Genomic DNA, 19,932 nt, shown 5'->3' on the forward strand with positions numbered 1-19,932 from the left:
ATGCGACGCATTATTTCTATACTGCTGGAAAATGAACCCGGTGCGTTGTCGCGGGTGGTCGGCCTGTTCTCCCAGCGCGGCTACAATATCGAGACCCTGAACGTCGCCCCGACGGAGGACGACACGCTGTCGCGGCTGACGCTGACGACGGTGGGCGATGATCGCAAGATGGAGCAGATTACCAAGCAGCTGAACAAGCTGGTGGACGTGATCAAGCTGGTGGACCTCACAGAAGGCGCCCATATCGAGCGCGACCTGCTGCTGATCAAGGTCCGCGCCACGGGCCAGCAGCGCGACGAGATCAAGCGCACGACGGATATTTTCCGCGGCCAGATCGTGGATGTGGGCCCCAACACCTACACCATCCAGCTCACTGGCACCGGCGAGAAGCTGGATTCCTTCGTGGCGGCGATGGCTGAGGCGGATATTCTGGAGGTGGTACGGTCTGGGGTGGCGGGTATATCCCGGGGGAGAAGGTACTGCGGCTGTAATGTTTACTGCTGGTGAGCGACGTTGCCACAGTAAGTCCGGGCACGCTGGACTCAACCACCGAGCGAGGGCGACTATCCGGAGGAAGGCTCGGGCACGCTTGATTCGGTCACGGGGCGAGCGCGACCACCGGGAGGGCCACCCGGGAACCGCAAAAGCACCATCCATGGTAGCTCGGCGACGGCCTTCCCTGGCCGTCGACGTTCCCGGGTAGCCCTCCCGGTGCTCACGCTCTTCACATTTGGCATCCGTGGAATCTAAAACACTCAGTGGTTCCCACTCTGGAGCCACCAGTGCCAGGACGAATTTTGAAGCTGAGGATTCTCCGTGGTTCCGCTCTGGAGCCACCAGCGCACAGGACATGCCCGGAAGCTCGATATCCTCCGTGGACCCGCCCTGGAGCCACCGGTGCCAGACGTACTCCAACGCCGAGTATTCCCCGTGGCTCCGCTCTGGAGCCACCAGCGCAAGGACATGCCTGGAAGCTCAGTATCCTCCGTGGACCCGCTCTGGAACCACCGGTGCCAGACGTACTCCAATGCCGAGTATTCTCCGTGGTTCCGCTCTGGAGCCACCAGCGTCAGGACGTACTCCGAAGCCAAACATTCTCCGTGGCCCCGTCACGGTTCCACCGAATTCTACGACCACCACTGCATTGGAAGCGGAAGAGTGGGGTCGGGTAGGGCTGTCCGGGAACGTCGACGGCCATGGACGGCCGTCGCCGAGCTACCATGGATGGTGCTTTTGCGGTTCCCGGACAGCCCTACCCGATCCCGCTCGCCACCCAACCCGAACGAAGCAATCCACCCAACCCGAACGAAGCAATCCACCCAACCCGAACGAAGCAAAACCAACCAATACGAGCCACGAAAAAGGGGCCCGCAGGCCCCTTCGATAGTTCGCAGTGCAACCCGTCAGACGATGCGTTTCATCGCTGTCATGTACCCACGGAGTCTCTTGCCCACAATCTCCACCGGATGCGAGCGAATCGATTCATTCACCGCGATCAGCTCCTGATTATTGACGCCATTGTCGCCGGCGATGGTCTTGCCGATCACATCCGTGTCGATGTTTGCCATGAAGTCCGCCAGCAGCGGCCGGCAGGCGTGGTCGAACAGGTAGCAGCCGTATTCGGCCGTGTCGGAGATCACCACGTTCATCTCGTAGAGCTTCTTGCGCGCGATGGTATTCGCGATCAACGGCGTCTCGTGCAGTGATTCATAGTAGGCCGATTCATCGATGATGCCTGCCGAGACCATCGTTTCAAAGGCCAGTTCCACGCCCGCTTTGACCATCGCCACCATCAGGATGCCGTGGTCGTAAAACTCCTGCTCACTGATCTCGGCGGCGGTGTTGGTGGACTTCTCGAAGGCCGTTTCCGCGGTTGCGGCGCGCCATTTCAGCAGGTTGGCATCGTCGTTGGCCCAGTCCTCCATCATGGTCCTGGAGAAGTGGCCGGTCATGATGTCGTCCTGGTGCTTTTCATACAGCGGGCGCATGATCTCCTTCAACTCGTCGGCCAGATAGAAGGCGCGCAGCTTGGCCGGGTTGGAGAGCCGGTCCATCATGTTGGTGATGCCGCCGTGCTTGAGGCCTTCGGTGATGGTCTCCCAGCCGTACTGGATCAGCTTGGAGGCATAGGAGGAATCGATGCCTTTTTCCACCATTTTGTCGAAGCACAGGATGGAGCCGGTCTGCAGCATGCCGCAGAGGATGGTCTGCTCACCCATCAGGTCGGACTTTACCTCGGCGATGAAAGAGGACTCCAGTACGCCGGCGCGGTGACCGCCGGTGCCGGCGGCGTAGGCCTTGGCCAACTCCAGACCTTCACCGTTAGGGTCGTTTTCCATGTGCACGGCGATCAGCGTGGGAACGCCAAAGCCGCGCTTGTATTCCTCGCGGACCTCGGTGCCCGGGCACTTGGGCGCCACCATGATCACGGTCAGGTCGTCACGGATTTTCATGCCCTCTTCCACGATGTTGAAGCCGTGGGAGTAGGAGAGGCAGGCGCCGTGCTTCATCAGCGGCATGACGTCGTTGACCACGGCGGTGTGTTGCTTGTCGGGGGTCAGGTTCAGGACCAGGTCGGCGTCGGGGACCAGTTCCTGGTAGGTGCCGACGGTAAAGCCGTTGTCGGTGGCGTTTTTCCAGGACTGACGCTTTTCCTGGATGGCGCTCTCGCGCAGTGCGTAGGACACGTCCAGCCCGCTGTCACGCAGGTTCAAACCCTGGTTCAGGCCCTGGGCGCCGCAGCCAATGATGACGAGCTTCTTGCCACGCAGCTTTGCCACGCCATCGGCAAACTCGGACTGGTGCATGAAGCGGCATTTGCCCAGCTGCTGCAGCTGCAGCCGCAGGGGCAGGGTGTTGAAGTAGTTCTGGCTCATGGGGCAATCTCCAGTGCGTTGTTCGGTGGACATGGATTGGCAGCGGACACTGTACGGCAAAGGCTGTTTTGCGTAAAACGCTAAATAGTTGAAACTGTTTTGCGAAAAGCGCAGAATTGCTCAATGGATACCCGCACCCTGCAAGTATTTCTCTCAGTGGCCGACACGCTGAATTTCAGCCGCAGCGCGCTGCGGCTGCATCTGAGCGTCAGTGCGGTCAGCCGCACGGTGCTGCGGCTGGAGGACGAACTGGGACAGCGGGTGCTGGAGCGGGACAAGCGCAGCATGCGGCTGACCCCGGCCGGCCAGGCCTTCCGCGAATACGCCCAGCGCACACTGCTGGAATGGCAGGATGTGCGCCGGCAGCTGCGGGGCGATACCCGGCTGGCGGGGGAGGTGAGCCTGTTCTGCTCAGTCACCGCCAGCTACAGTATTCTCGCCCCGGTACTGGAGGCATTCCGGCTGCGGCAGCCGGGGGTGGAGATCATGATGCATACCGGTGACCAGGCCGATGGCATAGAGCGGGTGCTGTCCGGCCAGGACGACGTCGCTGTTAGCGCCCGCCCGGCCCGGCTGTCCCCGCGCCTGATGTTCCTGTCGCTGCAACAGACTCCGATGCTGATCTGCATGCCTGCCGCGGACTGTGCGGTGCGCCGCGCGATGTTGGCCGGAGATCCGGGCTCGGCCGACTTTGACTGGTCCGACATTCCCTTCATCGTGCCGGAGCGGGGCAGCAGCAAGGAAATGCTGGACAGCTGGTTCGAACGGCGCAACGCCCGCCCGCGTATTTATGCCCAGGTGGCGGGGCACGAGGCGATTGTGGCCATGGTGGGGCTGGGGCTGGGGGTCGGAATCGCGCCGGAACTGGTGGTCCAGACCAGCGGCATGGCCGGGCGCATCAGCCCGGTCACGGCCTGCGAGTCGCTGCCGCCACTGGACATCGGCCTGTGCAGCCTCGCCAGCCGATTGGCTGACCCACGGCTTGAATCTCTGTGGGAAGTGGCGCAGCAGACCTATGGGGTCGCGCTTTGATATACTCCAGCCACATGCAGGCTGGATGGCAATATGACAGACGAACAGGATAGCCGGCCGGAGCAGGATCCGCCGCCGGCGCATGCCCCGGTAACGCCGCCCCTGGACTTGCTGATTGAGGAGCATGAGGAGGAGGTTTCCGAAGATGGCCGCACCGTGCGCCGCAAGGGGGTCTATCTGCTGCCCAATCTGATTACCACCGGCGGCCTGTTTGCGGGATTTTACGCCGTGGTCGCTGGTATGCGGGGAGACTTCGAGAGCGCGGCCGTGGCAATATTTCTTGCGATGGTGCTTGACGGGCTGGATGGGCGCATCGCCCGCCTGACCAACACCTCAAGCAAGTTCGGCGGTGAATTCGACTCGCTGGCTGACATGGTCTCATTCGGCGTCGCGCCGGCGCTGGTGATGTTCAGCTGGGCGCTGGGCGAGCTGGGCAAGTTTGGCTGGAGCGCGGCCTTTATCTACGTGGCCTGTGCCGCGCTGCGCCTGGCCCGCTTCAACACCCGCATTGATACGGCGGACAAGAACTATTTCACCGGCCTGGCCAGTCCGGCTGCGGCGGCCATCATTGCCAGTACCGTGTGGGTGTGCAACGACCTCGGCTGGGTGGGCGAGGATCTGCCCGGGGAGGTCGCCTTTATAGTGGCTCTGCTTACCGCTGCGATCGGTATCATGATGATCGCCAATGTTCCCTATTACAGCTTCAAGGAAATCGACTTTCGCGGCAGGGTGCCGTTTGTCGTGATCATTCTGGTGGTACTGGGTATCAGTCTGGTCACGCTGAATCCGCCGAGCATGTTCCTGCTGGCATTTTTGGGCTACGCGCTATCGGGGCCGCTGATGCAGCTGCAGCGCTGGCGCAAGCGCTCCCGAAGCTAGTGGGCCCTGCGCAAAGTCCGGTTACTGATCTCTTCGCCACAGCGCCCAGAGCTGCGTTGGAAAAACTTGACAGCGCCACTAGTCCTGCGTTTTCCCGCCTTGCTCTGAACGCTGTGGCTGTGAGCTTTAGTTACCGAACTTCACGAAGGGCCCACTAGTGGACCATGCGCAGCGGGAACCAATTGCCGCAGCCTGACTCTCACCAACATACTCCTGATTAAGAGGCCGGCCCGCATGGGAAAGCGTTTCCTTGGTCCCCGTATTGATTCCTCCGAGATCACGCCGGAAGACGTATGGCTGAACCGGCGCCAGTTCATGCGTGCCGGTGCGCTGACGGTACCCGCCCTGGCGGGCGGCACGATGATGGCATCGGCGGCACCCCGAACCGGCGGCGAGCCGCTGCGATTTACCACCGCAGGCAACGGCGATCAGGGTTTTTCCACCGATGAGGCCAGGACGCCGCTCGACGATATAACGGCGTATTGCAATTTCTATGAATTCGGCACCGGCAAGGAAGATCCGGCGCGCTATGCCCATGAAATGACGGTCGACCCCTGGTCGCTGGAAGTGGGCGGTGCCGTCAAGAAGCCGGGCAAGCTCCACCTCGAGGATCTGCTGGGTAGCTTTGATCTGGAAGAGCGGATCTACCGCCTGCGCTGTGTCGAGGCCTGGTCCATGGTGGTGCCCTGGGTCGGCTTTCCGTTGCACAGCCTGCTGGATCGCTTCCAGCCCCTGGGCAGCGCCCGGTATGTGGCTTTTCGGACGCTGTACCGGCGCGAGGAGATGCGGGGCACCCGTTCTTTTACCAGCATTATCGACTGGCCCTATCGCGAGGGGCTGCGCATGGACGAGGCGGCCCATCCGCTGACGCTGCTGGCTGTAGGGCTTTACGGCAAGACCCTGCCCAACCAGAATGGCGCCCCGATCCGGCTGGTGGTGCCCTGGAAATATGGCTTCAAGAGCATCAAGTCAATTGTGAGGATCGATGTGCTGGAAAAGCAGCCCCCGACCTCCTGGCAACAGCTGGCGCCGAATGAATACGGGTTCTACGCCAATGTGAACCCCGAGGTTGATCACCCGCGCTGGAGCCAGAAATACGAGCGCCGGCTGCCGTCATCGCTGTGGCAGCCCAATCGAATGCCGACCCGGATGTTCAATGGCTATGGTGAGCAGGTGGCAGAGCTCTACAGCGGCATGGATCTGACGAAGCATTATTGATCGGTGGCTGCTGGTCTTAAAGCTGGATTGTTCCTGCTGTGCCTGGCGCCCTTTGGCTGGCTGGTCAATGCGGCAATCGGAGCGGATCTGGGTCCTGATCCAGCAGAGGCGATCATGCGTGAGACGGGGTTGTGGGGCTTGCGCCTGCTGCTGTTGACGCTGTGCGTGAGCCCGTTGCGGCAGTGGAGTGGTCGGCAGTGGTTCATGCAGCAACGCCGCATGCTGGGCCTGTTTGCGTTCTTCTATGCCTGCATCCATCTTGCCGCGTTCGCGCACTTCTATATTGGCTGGCAGGGCGCACTATTGCTGGAGGAAGTGCTGGAGCGGCCCTACATCAGCCTGGGCTTCGCGGCCTGGTTACTGATGTTGCCGCTGACCCTGACTTCCTCCCGGCGAGCACAGCGGCGGCTGCGCCGGCAGTGGCTGCGGTTGCACAGACTAGTTTACCCGGCTGCAATCCTGGCTTGTCTGCACCTGCTGTGGCAGAGCCGCTCGGACGTGGGCGAGGCACTGATGTATATCGGACTGTGTGCCCTATTGCTGGGTTGGCGGATACGGCGGGCGGGGCGGCGGCAGGCTGGCAGAGCGCCGCTATGAGCGCGCAAGGCTGGTTGTTTTCTGAGCGGTTCTGCGCGGCCGGGGCGGCGACAGGAAATATTTTTGCGAAAGACCTTGCAGGGTCTCGGACGATACGTATAATGCGCATCCTCGGTCAGGGGCAACCACTGCCGAAAACCGGAAGCCAGAGCGCTCCCGGGCTATTTAACAAAGAAACGAAGACAGATGTGTGGGCACTTGTTGGGATAGTTGTCACAACTATCAGACACAACAAGTGACTCATCGATTCATTAGTTTGGATTATGATTTCGAATTGTGTCTGAGCCGAGATTTGGATGTTGAAGTGAGGCAATCACGTAAACATCCCCTCTTGTACTTTTTGGGTGCAGAGGTAAAAGATTAAACTGAAGAGTTTGATCATGGCTCAGATTGAACGCTGGCGGCAGGCCTAACACATGCAAGTCGAGCGCGAAAGCACTTCGGTGTGAGTAGAGCGGCGGACGGGTGAGTAACGCGTAGGAATCTACCTGGTAGTGGGGACAACTCGGGGAAACTCGAGCTAATACCGCATACGCCCTACGGGGGAAAGCGGGGGATCTTCGGACCTCGCGCTATCGGATGAGCCTGCGTTGGATTAGCTAGTTGGTGGGGTAAAGGCTCACCAAGGCGACGATCCATAGCTGGTCTGAGAGGATGATCAGCCACACCGGGACTGAGACACGGCCCGGACTCCTACGGGAGGCAGCAGTGGGGAATATTGCGCAATGGGCGAAAGCCTGACGCAGCCATGCCGCGTGTGTGAAGAAGGCCTTCGGGTTGTAAAGCACTTTCAATTGGGAAGAAAGGCAGCGTGTTAATAGCACGTTGCTGTGACATTACCTTTAGAAGAAGCACCGGCTAACTCCGTGCCAGCAGCCGCGGTAATACGGAGGGTGCGAGCGTTAATCGGAATTACTGGGCGTAAAGCGCGCGTAGGCGGTTTGTTAAGTCGGATGTGAAAGCCCCGGGCTCAACCTGGGAACTGCACCCGATACTGGCCGACTAGAGTACGAGAGAGGGAGGTAGAATTCCACGTGTAGCGGTGAAATGCGTAGATATGTGGAGGAATACCGGTGGCGAAGGCGACCTCCTGGCTCGATACTGACGCTGAGGTGCGAAAGCGTGGGGAGCAAACAGGATTAGATACCCTGGTAGTCCACGCCGTAAACGATGTCTACTAGCCGTTGGGAGACTTGATTTCTTGGTGGCGCAGCTAACGCACTAAGTAGACCGCCTGGGGAGTACGGCCGCAAGGTTAAAACTCAAATGAATTGACGGGGGCCCGCACAAGCGGTGGAGCATGTGGTTTAATTCGATGCAACGCGAAGAACCTTACCAGGTCTTGACATCCTCGGAACTTTCCAGAGATGGATTGGTGCCTTCGGGAACCGAGAGACAGGTGCTGCATGGCTGTCGTCAGCTCGTGTCGTGAGATGTTGGGTTAAGTCCCGTAACGAGCGCAACCCTTGTCCTTAGTTGCCAGCACGTGATGGTGGGAACTCTAGGGAGACTGCCGGTGACAAACCGGAGGAAGGTGGGGACGACGTCAAGTCATCATGGCCCTTACGACCTGGGCTACACACGTGCTACAATGGAACGTACAGAGGGCAGCAAAGCCGCGAGGTGGAGCGAATCCCACAAAACGTTTCGTAGTCCGGATCGGAGTCTGCAACTCGACTCCGTGAAGTCGGAATCGCTAGTAATCGCGAATCAGAATGTCGCGGTGAATACGTTCCCGGGCCTTGTACACACCGCCCGTCACACCATGGGAGTGGGTTGCTCCAGAAGTGGTTAGCCTAACCTTCGGGGGGCGATCACCACGGAGTGATTCATGACTGGGGTGAAGTCGTAACAAGGTAGCCCTAGGGGAACCTGGGGCTGGATCACCTCCTTAAACGACCGTGACCTGTTTTAGCAAGTGTCCACACATTTGTCTTCGTTTTGTTTGGTTGATGAAAGACTGTCCTAAGGGCAGGTGAATGCCGTTGGGTGCTGACTCATAGGCCTGTAGCTCAGTTGGTTAGAGCGCACCCCTGATAAGGGTGAGGTCGGCAGTTCAAATCTGCCCAGGCCTACCAATTATGGGGCTATAGCTCAGCTGGGAGAGCGCCTGCCTTGCACGCAGGAGGTCTGCGGTTCGATCCCGCATAGCTCCACCATTTACTGATTACCGATTCCTCATTCCTCTCTTTCATCACTATCAGATTCAAGCGCTTTGCAGACAGAGTGTTTGAATCTGGTTTTAACAACCGGACCGTTCTTTAACAAGGTAAATCAAGCTGAGTCTAAGAATTGTAACCTGGCACTGTGACTTCTTCGTGAAGTGGCACGTGACGGGAGCAATTCAAAGATATTGTTCTGGATGCGCTTTCAATTCGGCGTATCCAAACGAGTTGTACAAACACTGTGACTTAAGCGTCACAACATCCGGCGGGTGTGGGCTTTGATCGGCCTGCATCTCATAAGTACCTGACATACGCACAAGGGTGTCAGGGAACTGTCTCTTTGAACAGATAACTTTGGTTATATGGTCAAGCGACTAAGCGCATACGGTGGATGCCTTGGCAGTCAGAGGCGATGAAGGACGTAGTAGCCTGCGAAAAGCTTCGGGGAGTCGGCAAACAGACTGTGATCCGGAGATGTCCGAATGGGGAAACCCACTCAGTGTAAGCTGGGTATTCTTAACTGAATCCATAGGTTAAGAAGGCGAACGAGGGGAACTGAAACATCTAAGTACCCTCAGGAAAAGAAATCAATTGAGATTCCCTCAGTAGCGGCGAGCGAACGGGGAACAGCCTGCAAGTGATAGCAGTGCGGTTAGTGGAACGGTCTGGAAAGTCCGGCGATAGAGGGTGATAGCCCCGTACACGAAAACCGCGTTGTGATACTGAGCTTGCGACAAGTAGGTCGGGACACGTGTTATCTTGACTGAAGATGGGGGGACCATCCTCCAAGGCTAAATACTCCTGACTGACCGATAGTGAACCAGTACCGTGAGGGAAAGGCGAAAAGAACCCCGGAGAGGGGAGTGAAATAGATCCTGAAACCGTATGCGTACAAGCAGTGGGAGCCCGACCACTCAATCACTTTGGTGATTGAAGAGTGATTGAGTGGTCGGGTGACTGCGTACCTTTTGTATAATGGGTCAGCGACTTATTGTTTGTAGCGAGCTTAACCGCATAGGGGAGGCGTAGGGAAACCGAGTCTTAATAGGGCGACCACAGTTGCAGGCAATAGACCCGAAACCGGGCGATCTATCCATGGCCAGGCTGAAGGTTGGGTAACACTAACTGGAGGGCCGAACTCACTAATGTTGAAAAATTAGGAGATGAGCTGTGGATCGGAGTGAAAGGCTAATCAAGCCCGGAGATAGCTGGTTCTCCTCGAAATCTATTTAGGTAGAGCGTCGTGTCTTACCCTGGGGGGTAGAGCACTGTTTGGGCTAGGGGGTCATCCCGACTTACCAACCCCATGCAAACTCCGAATACCCAGGAGTACAATCACGGCAGGCAGACGGCGGGTGCTAACGTCCGTCGTCGAGAGGGCAACAACCCAGACCGCCAGCTAAGGTCCCCAATACCAGTTAAGTGGGAAACGATGTGGGAAGGCTTAGACAGCTAGGAGGTTGGCTTAGAAGCAGCCATCCTTTAAAGAAAGCGTAATAGCTCACTAGTCGAGTCGGCCTGCGCGGAAGATTTAACGGGGCTAAACTGGTAACCGAAGCTGCGGATGCGTGCATTTCACTTAAACCTATTCAAGACGCTTGTCGTCAGCTGCCGAAGGCAGGTGACGACCAAGCCCCCGAACGTTGAATCGGCCGGGGTCTTGGTAGAGGACATTAATTTGCGAAGCAAATTATTGACTTGAATCCAGGAGCGTAGCGAGTGGGTTTAAGGAAATGCACGCATGGTAGAGGAGCGTTCTGTAAGCCGTTGAAGGTGAATCGTGAGGTTTGCTGGAGGTATCAGAAGTGCGAATGCTGACATGAGTAACGATAAGGGGGGTGAAAAACCTCCCCGCCGGAAGATCAAGGTTTCCTGCGCAACGCTAATCGGCGCAGGGTGAGTCGGCCCCTAAGGCGAGGGCGAAAGCCGTAGTCGATGGGAAACGGGTTAATATTCCCGTACTTTTTCATAATGCGATGGGGGACGGAGAAGGCTAGGCCAGCGCGGCGATGGTTGTCCGCGTTTAAGGTTGTAGGCTGGTTGCTTAGGTAAATCCGGGCGACTAAGGTCGAGAACTGATGACGAGTGTCACTGCGAGGTGACGCGAAGTGGTTGATGCCCTGCTTCCAGGAAAAGCCTCTAAGCTTCAGTTATGAAGGAACCGTACTGTAAACCGACACAGGTGATCAGGTAGAGAATACCAAGGCGCTTGAGAGAACTCGGGTGAAGGAACTAGGCAAAATGGTACCGTAACTTCGGGAGAAGGTACGCCGGTTTGGGTGAAGGGACTTGCTCCCCTAGCCTGGGCTGGCCGAAGTGACCAGGTGGCTGCGACTGTTTATTAAAAACATAGCACTGTGCAAACACGAAAGTGGACGTATACGGTGTGACGCCTGCCCGGTGCCGGAAGGTTAATTGATGGGGTTAGCTTCGGCGAAGCTCTTGATCGAAGCCCCGGTAAACGGCGGCCGTAACTATAACGGTCCTAAGGTAGCGAAATTCCTTGTCGGGTAAGTTCCGACCTGCACGAATGGCGTAACGATGGCCACACTGTCTCCACCCGAGACTCAGTGAAATTGAAATCGCTGTTAAGATGCAGTGTACCCGCGGCTAGACGGAAAGACCCCGTGAACCTTTACTATAGCTTCACACTGGACTTTGACCTTACTTGTGTAGGATAGCTGGGAGGCTTTGAAGCGTTGGCGCTAGCCAGCGTGGAGCCAACCTTGAAATACCAGCCTGGTAATGTTGAGGTTCTAACTCAGATCCGTGATCCGGATCGAGGACAGTGTGTGGTGGGTAGTTTGACTGGGGCGGTCTCCTCCTAAAGAGTAACGGAGGAGCACGAAGGTGCGCTAATCACGGTCGGAAATCGTGAGGTTAGTGTAAAGGCACAAGCGCGCTTGACTGCGAGTCTGACAAGACGAGCAGGTACGAAAGTAGGTCTTAGTGATCCGGTGGTTCTGTATGGAAGGGCCATCGCTCAACGGATAAAAGGTACTCCGGGGATAACAGGCTGATACCGCCCAAGAGTTCACATCGACGGCGGTGTTTGGCACCTCGATGTCGGCTCATCACATCCTGGGGCTGAAGCCGGTCCCAAGGGTATGGCTGTTCGCCATTTAAAGTGGTACGCGAGCTGGGTTTAGAACGTCGTGAGACAGTTCGGTCCCTATCTGCCGTGGGCGTTGGAGAATTGAGGGAAGCTGCTCCTAGTACGAGAGGACCGGAGTGGACGAACCTCTGGTGTTCGGGTTGTCACGCCAGTGGCATTGCCCGGTAGCTACGTTCGGACAGGATAACCGCTGAAAGCATCTAAGCGGGAAGCCCCTCCCAAGATAAGTTCTCCCTGGGGACGTTGATCCCCCTGAAGGGCCGTTGAAGACTACAACGTTGATAGGCTGGGTGTGGAAGCACGGTAACGTGTTGAGCTAACCAGTACTAATTGCCCGTGAGGCTTGACCATATAACCAAGTGATTTGCGTGACGCAGTAAGGTCACGAGAGAGCGCTGGGTGTTGTGATTGAGTCACAGTGATACGAGTAGCAAGAGGCCATTGGCTGTATAGCCGGTGGCAGACGAAAGTCAGTACAGCGCGTGAACAGTGGTATCAGCTTGATTTACCCCCCTATTTGACAAGACGACGGCGGCGCAAAGCGCGCGTAAGACCGGACTCGGTCAAGCCAGTTTGCCTGGCGACCATAGAGCGTTGGAACCACCTGACCCCATCCCGAACTCAGTAGTGAAACGACGCATCGCCGATGGTAGTGTGGGGTCTCCCCATGTGAGAGTAGGTCATCGCCAGGCTTTAATACCAAACCCCGTGGCTCAGCGAGCCACGGGGTTTTTTTGGGTCCAAAGAAACCGTTTAAAATATTCACTCGCGCGAGAGGGAGTGTTGACACGGCGGGTAATGAGGGGCAATATCGGCATTGAGCACCAATTTAAAACTAACAGCTCTTGCGAGGTAACTGTAATGGGAACTCATCTGATTGCGTCCGCATCCGTGGCCGCACTACTCACTTCACCGCTGTCAGTCATGGCCCAGACCAGTACCGAGGCGCCTGACAGCGAACGCCAGCGGGACAGGGCGCAGCTCGCCCTCGAAGGCCAGGGCCTGGAGGAAGTCATCGTCACGGCAACGCGTCGCAGTCAGCCATTGCAGGACGTGCCGCTAAGCGTTACCGCGCTGTCGCAGGAGGAGCTCACGGCCAAAGGCATCGTCGGCTATGAGGGATGGCGCAAGAAACTCCGGGTGTCGTGCTGAACCGGGCCAGCGCCAATTTCAACAACTTCACCGCGCGGGGTATCGCCACCAACGGCTACAATGCCAACCTGCAGAGCACGGTGGCAATCTACATCGATGAACTGCCGATCTCGGCGAACGGCAACTCCGCCATCCTCGACCCGAGCCTCTACGACGTGGAGCGGGTCGAGTTTCTGCGCGGGCCGCAGGGCACGCTGTTTGGGTCGGGTTCGCTGGCCGGGGCGCTTCGCATCCTGACTCACTCGCCTGACCCGAGTGCTTTCGAGGCGTCGTTCCTGGCCGATCTGGGCATGACCGATTCGGACGCGCTGCGTCAGCGCTACAACGCCATGGTCAATATCCCACTGGTGGAGGACAAGCTCGCGCTCCGCATTGTCGGCTTTTCGCGCAACGAGGAAGGCTATGTCGACAACATCGGTACCGGTATCGACAATTCCAACGAGCTGGAGAGCTGGGGCGGCCGCGCCACCCTGCTGTGGGAACCAACCGAGCGGCTGGCAGTGCAGCTGCGCGCCTCCCGGGAGGATAGTACGCCCGAGGATTCCTCGCTGATCAATCCCGCGCTGGGCGAGGACACCCGCAACTCGGACCGGCCCGACCTGTTCTCGGGTGAAATGACGAACTACAACCTCACCTTCGACTACCAGTTTGATGGCGCTCACCTGACCAGTTCGTCAACCTGGTCCGAGTACAATCATCTGTTTCATGTCGATCTGGCCGGTACTTTCAACCAGGCGATCGCCTTCGCGCTGGATGCGGACGCGTACGATGACACATTCGTGCAGGAGGTAAGACTGGTTTCCGACACCGGCGGTCGCTTGGACTGGGTCCTGGGCGGTTTCTACTTCGAGCGCCAGCGCGACGTGGATTTCAACTACCGGTCCAGCCAGGAATTCCTCGACGAGCGCGGCATTACCGGTCTGCCCGACGAATACTATCAGCGCTTCCAGAACTATTCCATTTCGCGCGAGAAAGCGGTGTTCGGCCAGCTCACCTACCATTTCACGGATGACCTCTGGTCCACTGTCGGCCTGCGCTACGGCAGCACCCAGGCCCAGGGATTCACAAGGCCTGGCGGCTATAACAGCAACTACCTGACCAACGCCCTGCTGGGGATCCCCGGGCCGCTGACCATTACCCCGGTCAATGAAGCGGTGGGCCTCAAGGCCAAGGAGACCGGGCCTTCGTACCTGTTCAGCACTTCATGGCGCCCGACGGAGTCAATCACTACCTACGTCTCCATTGGAACCGGCTTTAGGGCTCCCGTGGTCAACGCCCGCGCCGGGGCGGCGAGTGTGCTCGATCCCGACGACCTGATCATCCCGGACGGCGCCGACTCCGACGAGCTGACCAGTTACGAGCTGGGCATGAAGGGGCGCTGGATGAACGGACGCATGCTCGCCAACCTCGCGCTCTACTACATCGACTGGAACGACATCCAGGTCCAGGCCAACCGTGTGTCCGACCAGATACAGTTCGCAACCAACATCGGTGGTGCCTATAGTCGCGGCCTCGAGTTCGAGCTCCGGGCGATGCCGGCAGAGGGCTGGACGATCGCCCTGAACGGTGCCTTCAACAGGGCCAAGGTGGATACCCTGACACCAGAGGAAGCGGCCATCTCGGGTGCGGTGGATGGCGCCCGCCTGGCAGGGCCCGAGTTCAGCGGATCGCTGCTGGTCGCGTATGCCTTTGATATGTTCCGCAGCGCCGAGGGCAGTGCCTCGCTGGCGGCGGTCTACGTCGGCGATTTCCCCGGCTCGTTCCCGAATGTGCCGGGCCAGCCCGGCGTGGTCAGTCCGACCTACGATGACACCGAGGCCTACACGGTCGTGAACGCTAATCTGGCGGCAGCCTTTGACCGCATTACGGTGGGCCTTTACGCTGAAAACCTGTTCGATGACCGTTCAATCAACTACGTCCATCCGGAATCGTTCCTCGACGGCCGCTATGGTGTAGTACGGCCGCGTACTGTCGGCATCCGTGTGGGATACGAGTACTGATGGCTGGAGCAACTTGTTTGGCGTCACTGCGAGGAATACAGGGGGACCCCGGCGCCGTTCGACAAGGTGGTGATCGGGCTGTTCAGTGTCCGGTGTGCGCATCGCAGTGGAAAGAGCGAAAAGAGCGAAAGGAGATACTGGCATGATTCGTCCAGCGCCTGGCGTATTCGCAGGCATCGTTGCCCTGTGCATGGCGATGTCTGTTGCGGCGACGGAGGCGCCGGTGGTTGAGGCGCCGGCTGGCGCGTTGCGGGGTGAGGCGCTGGATGGCGTCGATGTCTTCAGGGGTATTCCCTACGCCGCCCCGCCGACGCGAAAAATGCGCTGGCGCCCGCCGGTGGCAGCAGCACCCTGGGACGGGGTGCGCGATGCCACGCGCTTCGGCCCGGCCTGCCACCAGCCGCCCTCGCGTCCCGGCAGTATTTATGCCCCGGCACAGCCGCCGGCAATGAGCGAGGACTGCCTGTCGCTGAACGTATGGGCGCCGGCAGATGCCGAGGACGCACCGGTGTTCGTCTGGATCCACGGTGGCTCGCTGGTGGCCGGCACCGGCAGTGAGGCGATGTACAACGGTGCGCACCTGGCCGCACGCGGCCTGGTAGTGGTGACCATCAATTATCGTCTCGGGGTGCTGGGCTATCTGGCACACCCCGGGCTCAGCGAGGAGTCTCCCGACGGCGTCTCGGGCAATTACGGACTGCTGGACCAGATCGAGGCGCTGCGCTGGGTTGGTCGCAACATTGCCGCATTCGGGGGGACCCGGACAACGTCACTATCGCCGGAGAATCGGCCGGGGCGCTCAGCGTCATGTACCTGATGGCCGCACCGGATGCGCGTGGGCTGTTCCACAGGGCGGTCGCCCAGAGCGCCTACATGATCTCGACCCCGGCACTGCGTGACACAGTGCATGGCACACCGTCAGCGGAGGAATCGGGGCTGGCACTCAGCCGTAAAATCGAAGTGCGCGGGCTGGCTCGCCTGCGTGCCATGGACGCGCAGACGCTGACCACTGAGGCGGCGCGTTCCGGGTTCATGCCGCTCGGCGCCATCGACGGTCGGGTGCTGCCGGCCCAACTGGTGGCAACGTTCGACCGGGAAGAACAGGCCCCGGTGCCAATTCTGGCGGGATTCAACGAGGGTGAGATCCGCTCCCTGCGCTTTCTGTTGCCGCCCCAACCCGCCGATGCGGCGGCCTACGAGGCTGAGATACGTTCCCGCTACGGCGACCTGGCCGAGGCGATGCTCCAGCGCTATCCGTCCACCAACCTGGACGAGGCCATGCTTGCCACCACCCGGGACGCAATGTACGGCTGGACGGCCGAGCGACTGGTCCGCAGCCAGACCGCACTGGGTCATCCTTCCTTCCTCTACTACTACAATCACAGTTATCCGGCGGCCGACGAGGCGGGGCTGCATGCGTTTCACGCCAGCGAGATTCCCTATGTCTTCGGTACGGTGGCCCAAACTCCGCCGCACTGGCCGCGCGTACCGCAAGCAGCCGCCGAGACGGGGCTTTCTGATGCCATGATGCACTATTGGGTCACGTTCGCGCGAGACGGCGCTCCTGCAGCCAAGGGCAGGCCACCGTGGCCCCCCTACGGCGACGACCGCGCCTTCATGGCTTTCGACGAGGAGCCGGTTCCGGGAGAGCATCTCATGCCCGGAATGTACGAACTGGTCGAAACGGTCGTGTGCCGCCGCCGGGCCCAGGGCGATCTGCCCTGGCACTGGAACGTCGGTATCGTGGCGCCGCCACTTCCTGACGGAGCCCCTGAATGTCGGTGATTCAGGGAGAGATGCAGGCCTATGCGTTGACCGTCGACAAGTTCCTGGACCACGCCGCCAAGTGGCACCCCCAGGTAGAGGTCGTCACCGGGCGCGAGGGAAACCGGGCGGACAGGGTCAGCTATGCCGAGCTCAGGCAGCGCAGTCACAAGGTGTCGGTCGTGTTGGCTGGCCTGGGAGTCGGCGAGGGCGATCGGGTCGCCACGCTGGCCTGGAATACCCAGGCCCATGTGGAGGTCTGGTATGGCGTCATGGGCATGGGAGCGGTTTGTCATACGCTGAACCCACGCCTGACTGAGGCTCATCTGGCCGCCATGGTGGTGAAGTCCCAGGCCCGTGTACTGGTCGCCGGAGCCGATCTCGCCCCGTTGGCCTGTCGCATCGCCGCGCGCGCAACCTCGATCGAGCGGATCCTGATGATCGACGGCGCGGCCACGGCCGAGAGTGAATTGCCGCGAATCGATTCCCTGGAGCCGATGATGGAGCGCGCCGAGGGCGATGTCCGGTGGGGGACGTTCGATGAAAACGCGCCCTGCGGTCTGTGTTTCACCTCGGGGACCACCGGTGCACCCAAGGGCGTGACTTACACCCACCGGGCCAACTTCCTGCACACCTTGCGCGCCCTGCAGGCGGATACCATGGCCATATCGACCAGGGACAGTGTGCTGTTGGCGGTGCCCATGTTCCACGCCAACGGATGGGGTGTGCCATTCGCAACGCCTGCCGTCGGAGCGCGGTTGATCCTGCCCGGGCGCCACCTGGACGGTGCCAGCCTGGCCGCCCTGATCAATGCCGAATCCGTTACTGTCGCGGTCGGCATTGCCACGGTTTGGCTGGCTCTGGTCGAGTACCTGGAGACCACGGACGGTGAGACGCCATCGCTCACGCGGGTCATCGTCGGTGGTGCGCCAATGGCGCCGGTCCTGATGCAGCGTATCGAACAGCGCCTCGGCGTCACGGTGCAGACAAGCTGGGGCATGACAGAATTGTCACCGACAGGCACCGTAGCCCCGCCGCACGATCCGGCACGCGCGGCCCATCAGTCCGGGCGCCCGGCCATTGGCGTGGATCTGCTGTTGACCGATGCAGACGGAGTACCGCTGCCCAAACAACGGGACGTAGAGGGGCATCTGCGGGTGCGGGGCGCGAGCACGATCCAGCGTTACTTTGGCGACACCCGCCCCGCAGTCGATGGCCAGGGATGGTTCGCCACAGGCGATCTGGCGCGCATCGATGAAGGTGGCAACTTGATTATTACCGGACGCGCAAAGGATCTGATCAAGTCGGGGGGGAGTGGATAAATCCCGCCGAGATCGAGGACATCGTGGGCGAACTGCCCGAAGTGTCGCTGGCGGCCGTCATAGGACGGGCGCACCCGAAGTGGGGAGAGCGTCCTGTCCTGGTTGTAGAGCTGCGCGATGGGTGCGAGATCGCCGATACGGCGTTGCTGGAAGTCCTGCGCGAACGCGTCGCCTCCTGGTGGGTACCGGACGCGGTGGTCCAGGTGAAGCCGATGCCATTGGCAGCGACGGGAAAAATCGACAAAATGCGCCTCAGATCCGATCATGGCGGGGCTTGCGAAGATCGGGCATGATGTTATGGTGCTGCGCGCACCAGGCAAAATGTTGGAGGTGACAGCATGCCAGGCAACACCACATCCCGGCCCGAGCCCGCGAGCAAGGCGAAGCGGGCCCGATCGCGGTCGAAACGCCCGACCAAGGCGGAACAGCGCGCGGAAATGACCGAACAGATCCTGGATGCCGCCGAGCATCTGTTTTCCAGGCACGGCCTGTATGGCGTCACGCTGAAGGACGTGGCGCAACGCGTTGGCGTTCACCATACCCTGGTCAACTACTACTACAACGACAAGAAACAGCTGTTCGACGCCGTGATCGCGCGTCGTGCCGAGGTGACCAGCGGGCTGCGGATGAAGGCGCTCGACGAGTACGAGGAAGCGAGCGGAGGCAAGCCCACGGTGGAAGGGGCCTTGCATGCATTCCTCGACACCGACCTCGACCTCTATCACCAGGGGGGCGAGAAGTGGAAGAATTACGGGGCGCTCGGCGCGCTGGCGTCCAACACCTCCTATGGCGCCGAACTCATGGATCTGCATTTCGATCCAGTGGTGCTGCGCCTGATAGGCCTGCTCAAGAAGGCGCTACCGGATTGCGCCGAGGAGGATATCTTCTGGGGCTATCACTTCGTCACCGGCGCACTGATGCTGACTCTGGCGCGCACGGGCCGTATTGACAGGCTCTCGGGTGGCCTCTGCAACTCGGACGATTACGACGCGGTGAAAGCACGCATGGCCACTTTCATGGCTGCCGGCTTCAAGTCAATCTGCGAACAACGGGGAGGAGGAGAGGTACGCTGAACCAGGGCATGCAGCGAGAGCAAAAGCTGCCAGACGAGGGCGCCGGGAGTGGATCCCGGCGCGCCCCGCCGTGCCAGCAGCAGTTCAGCCTACAAAGGCCTTGCGTGGAGCCGACACACCCTGGGGTTCTGTGCCCTTGAGATAAGCCAGCATGGTGTCTGCATCCGACACTTCAAACGGGTCGGTCGGGCACACGTCGCCAAAGTCGGGTTCGGCGAACAGCTTCTCGATCTTGCCATCGTTGACCAGCATGGAGTAGCGCCAGGAGCGCATGCCAAAGCCCAGGTTGGACTTGTCGACCAGCATGCCCATCTTGCGGGTGAACTCACCATTGCCGTCAGGCAGCATTTTCACGTTGTTGGCGCCGATCTGCTTGCCCCACTGGAACATGACAAAGGCGTCATTCACGGACAGGCAGTAGACGTCGTCGACACCGGCCGCCTTCATCTCGTCGTACAGCTCCTCATAGCGGGGCAGGTGATTGGATGAACAGGTCGGGGTAAACGCACCTGGCAGCGAGAATACGACAACCTTCTTGCCGGCGAAAATGTCGTCGGTGGACTTGTCTTCCCAGCGATAGGGGTTGTCGCCGCCGACGGATTCATCCCGAACCCGGGTCTTGAATACTGTGTGAGGTACACGGCCTTCAGAAATCATGGTGTCTCCTTGTCAGTTGAGGATAGATGATAATGACGGTCGCCATCGGCGCCTGTCAATCAAGCAGGATAATAATAGCGCG

At 59.7% G+C, this 19,932-nt stretch carries 12 protein-coding genes, 2 tRNA genes, 3 rRNA genes and 1 pseudogene; 16 read left to right on the top strand and 2 right to left on the bottom strand.

What is annotated here, in order from left to right; genetic code table 11:
- Positions 1 to 507 (top strand): acetolactate synthase small subunit, encoded by a 507-nt coding sequence (ilvN, locus tag G3T16_RS14080; RefSeq protein WP_163495795.1) that lies wholly within the window; start codon positions 1 to 3, stop codon positions 505 to 507.
- A gap of 896 nt (positions 508 to 1,403) precedes the next feature.
- Here ilvN and ilvC read toward each other — a convergent pair.
- Positions 1,404 to 2,876 carry a ketol-acid reductoisomerase gene (ilvC, locus tag G3T16_RS14085; protein WP_163495796.1) on the bottom strand — a complete coding sequence of 491 codons (1,473 nt, stop codon included), beginning with the start codon at positions 2,874 to 2,876 and terminating at the stop codon, positions 1,404 to 1,406.
- 123 nt (positions 2,877 to 2,999) lie between these two features.
- Between ilvC and ilvY the strand changes: the two genes are divergently transcribed.
- From ilvY to G3T16_RS14150, 15 genes and pseudogenes are all read left to right on the top strand, one after another.
- The gene (ilvY, locus tag G3T16_RS14090; RefSeq protein WP_163495797.1) at positions 3,000 to 3,908 is read left to right on the top strand and encodes an HTH-type transcriptional activator IlvY; all 909 of its coding nucleotides are present in this window, start codon (positions 3,000 to 3,002) and stop codon (positions 3,906 to 3,908) included.
- A 33-nt stretch (positions 3,909 to 3,941) separates the two neighbouring features.
- Positions 3,942 to 4,787 (top strand): CDP-diacylglycerol--serine O-phosphatidyltransferase, encoded by an 846-nt coding sequence (gene pssA, locus G3T16_RS14095; RefSeq protein WP_163495798.1) that lies wholly within the window; start codon positions 3,942 to 3,944, stop codon positions 4,785 to 4,787.
- A 234-nt stretch (positions 4,788 to 5,021) separates the two neighbouring features.
- Positions 5,022 to 6,005: a protein-methionine-sulfoxide reductase catalytic subunit MsrP gene (gene msrP / locus G3T16_RS14100; RefSeq protein ID WP_163495799.1), complete on the top strand. Its 984-nt coding sequence runs from the start codon at positions 5,022 to 5,024 to the stop codon at positions 6,003 to 6,005.
- Between the two features lie 3 nt (positions 6,006 to 6,008).
- Positions 6,009 to 6,602 (top strand): protein-methionine-sulfoxide reductase heme-binding subunit MsrQ, encoded by a 594-nt coding sequence (locus G3T16_RS14105; RefSeq protein WP_197911674.1) that lies wholly within the window; start codon positions 6,009 to 6,011, stop codon positions 6,600 to 6,602.
- A 362-nt stretch (positions 6,603 to 6,964) separates the two neighbouring features.
- Positions 6,965 to 8,496: ribosomal RNA gene (locus tag G3T16_RS14110) — 16S ribosomal RNA — on the top strand.
- 107 nt (positions 8,497 to 8,603) lie between these two features.
- A tRNA-Ile gene (locus G3T16_RS14115) sits at positions 8,604 to 8,680 on the top strand.
- A 5-nt stretch (positions 8,681 to 8,685) separates the two neighbouring features.
- Positions 8,686 to 8,761, top strand: a tRNA-Ala gene (locus G3T16_RS14120).
- Positions 8,762 to 9,131: 370 nt separating this feature from the next.
- A 23S ribosomal RNA gene (locus tag G3T16_RS14125) occupies positions 9,132 to 12,233 on the top strand.
- 225 nt (positions 12,234 to 12,458) lie between these two features.
- Positions 12,459 to 12,574, top strand: a 5S ribosomal RNA gene (gene rrf / locus G3T16_RS14130).
- The 16S, 23S and 5S rRNA genes sit together here with 2 tRNA genes alongside, the layout of an rRNA operon.
- A gap of 169 nt (positions 12,575 to 12,743) precedes the next feature.
- Positions 12,744 to 13,034 carry a hypothetical protein gene (locus G3T16_RS21150; RefSeq protein WP_197911675.1) on the top strand — a complete coding sequence of 97 codons (291 nt, stop codon included), beginning with the start codon at positions 12,744 to 12,746 and terminating at the stop codon, positions 13,032 to 13,034.
- The gene (locus G3T16_RS14135; protein WP_197911676.1) at positions 13,004 to 15,034 is read left to right on the top strand and encodes a TonB-dependent receptor; all 2,031 of its coding nucleotides are present in this window, start codon (positions 13,004 to 13,006) and stop codon (positions 15,032 to 15,034) included. The genes G3T16_RS21150 and G3T16_RS14135 overlap by 31 nt, the downstream gene beginning before the upstream one ends.
- A 196-nt stretch (positions 15,035 to 15,230) precedes the next feature.
- Positions 15,231 to 16,819: pseudogene (locus G3T16_RS21160) on the top strand (carboxylesterase/lipase family protein).
- Positions 16,810 to 18,120 carry an AMP-binding protein gene (locus G3T16_RS14145; protein WP_197911678.1) on the top strand — a complete coding sequence of 437 codons (1,311 nt, stop codon included), beginning with the start codon at positions 16,810 to 16,812 and terminating at the stop codon, positions 18,118 to 18,120. Before G3T16_RS21160 ends, G3T16_RS14145 begins: the two are co-directional and overlap by 10 nt.
- A 20-nt stretch (positions 18,121 to 18,140) precedes the next feature.
- On the top strand, positions 18,141 to 18,413 hold the full coding sequence (locus tag G3T16_RS21165) for an AMP-binding enzyme (protein WP_269473305.1): 273 nt from the start codon (positions 18,141 to 18,143) through the stop codon (positions 18,411 to 18,413).
- A 45-nt stretch (positions 18,414 to 18,458) separates the two neighbouring features.
- Positions 18,459 to 19,193, top strand: a complete 735-nt coding sequence (locus G3T16_RS14150) for a TetR/AcrR family transcriptional regulator (protein ID WP_197911680.1) — start codon at positions 18,459 to 18,461, stop codon at positions 19,191 to 19,193.
- Positions 19,194 to 19,277: 84 nt separating this feature from the next.
- Here the strand turns inward: G3T16_RS14150 and G3T16_RS14155 are convergent, their stop codons facing one another.
- Positions 19,278 to 19,850: a peroxiredoxin gene (locus G3T16_RS14155; RefSeq protein WP_163495800.1), complete on the bottom strand. Its 573-nt coding sequence runs from the start codon at positions 19,848 to 19,850 to the stop codon at positions 19,278 to 19,280.
- Between the last annotated feature and the right edge of the window lie 82 nt (positions 19,851 to 19,932).

The organism is Kineobactrum salinum (genome assembly GCF_010669285.1).
GTDB classification, from domain to species: domain Bacteria; phylum Pseudomonadota; class Gammaproteobacteria; order Pseudomonadales; family Halieaceae; genus Kineobactrum; species Kineobactrum salinum.

Excerpts from the sequence above, each read along its gene's own strand:
- pssA (WP_163495798.1), top strand. The coding sequence starts at position 3,942 with ATGACAGACGAACAGGATAGCCGGCCGGAGCAGGATCCGCCGCCGGCG.
- G3T16_RS21150 (WP_197911675.1), top strand. The coding sequence starts at position 12,744 with ATGGGAACTCATCTGATTGCGTCCGCATCCGTGGCCGCACTACTCACT.
- G3T16_RS14135 (WP_197911676.1), top strand. The coding sequence starts at position 13,004 with ATGGCGCAAGAAACTCCGGGTGTCGTGCTGAACCGGGCCAGCGCCAAT.
- ilvY (WP_163495797.1), top strand. The coding sequence starts at position 3,000 with ATGGATACCCGCACCCTGCAAGTATTTCTCTCAGTGGCCGACACGCTG.
- G3T16_RS14145 (WP_197911678.1), top strand. The coding sequence starts at position 16,810 with ATGTCGGTGATTCAGGGAGAGATGCAGGCCTATGCGTTGACCGTCGAC.
- G3T16_RS14155 (WP_163495800.1), bottom strand. The coding sequence starts at position 19,850 with ATGATTTCTGAAGGCCGTGTACCTCACACAGTATTCAAGACCCGGGTT.
- ilvC (WP_163495796.1), bottom strand. The coding sequence starts at position 2,876 with ATGAGCCAGAACTACTTCAACACCCTGCCCCTGCGGCTGCAGCTGCAG.
- msrP (WP_163495799.1), top strand. The coding sequence starts at position 5,022 with ATGGGAAAGCGTTTCCTTGGTCCCCGTATTGATTCCTCCGAGATCACG.
- G3T16_RS14150 (WP_197911680.1), top strand. The coding sequence starts at position 18,459 with ATGCCAGGCAACACCACATCCCGGCCCGAGCCCGCGAGCAAGGCGAAG.
- ilvN (WP_163495795.1), top strand. The coding sequence starts at position 1 with ATGCGACGCATTATTTCTATACTGCTGGAAAATGAACCCGGTGCGTTG.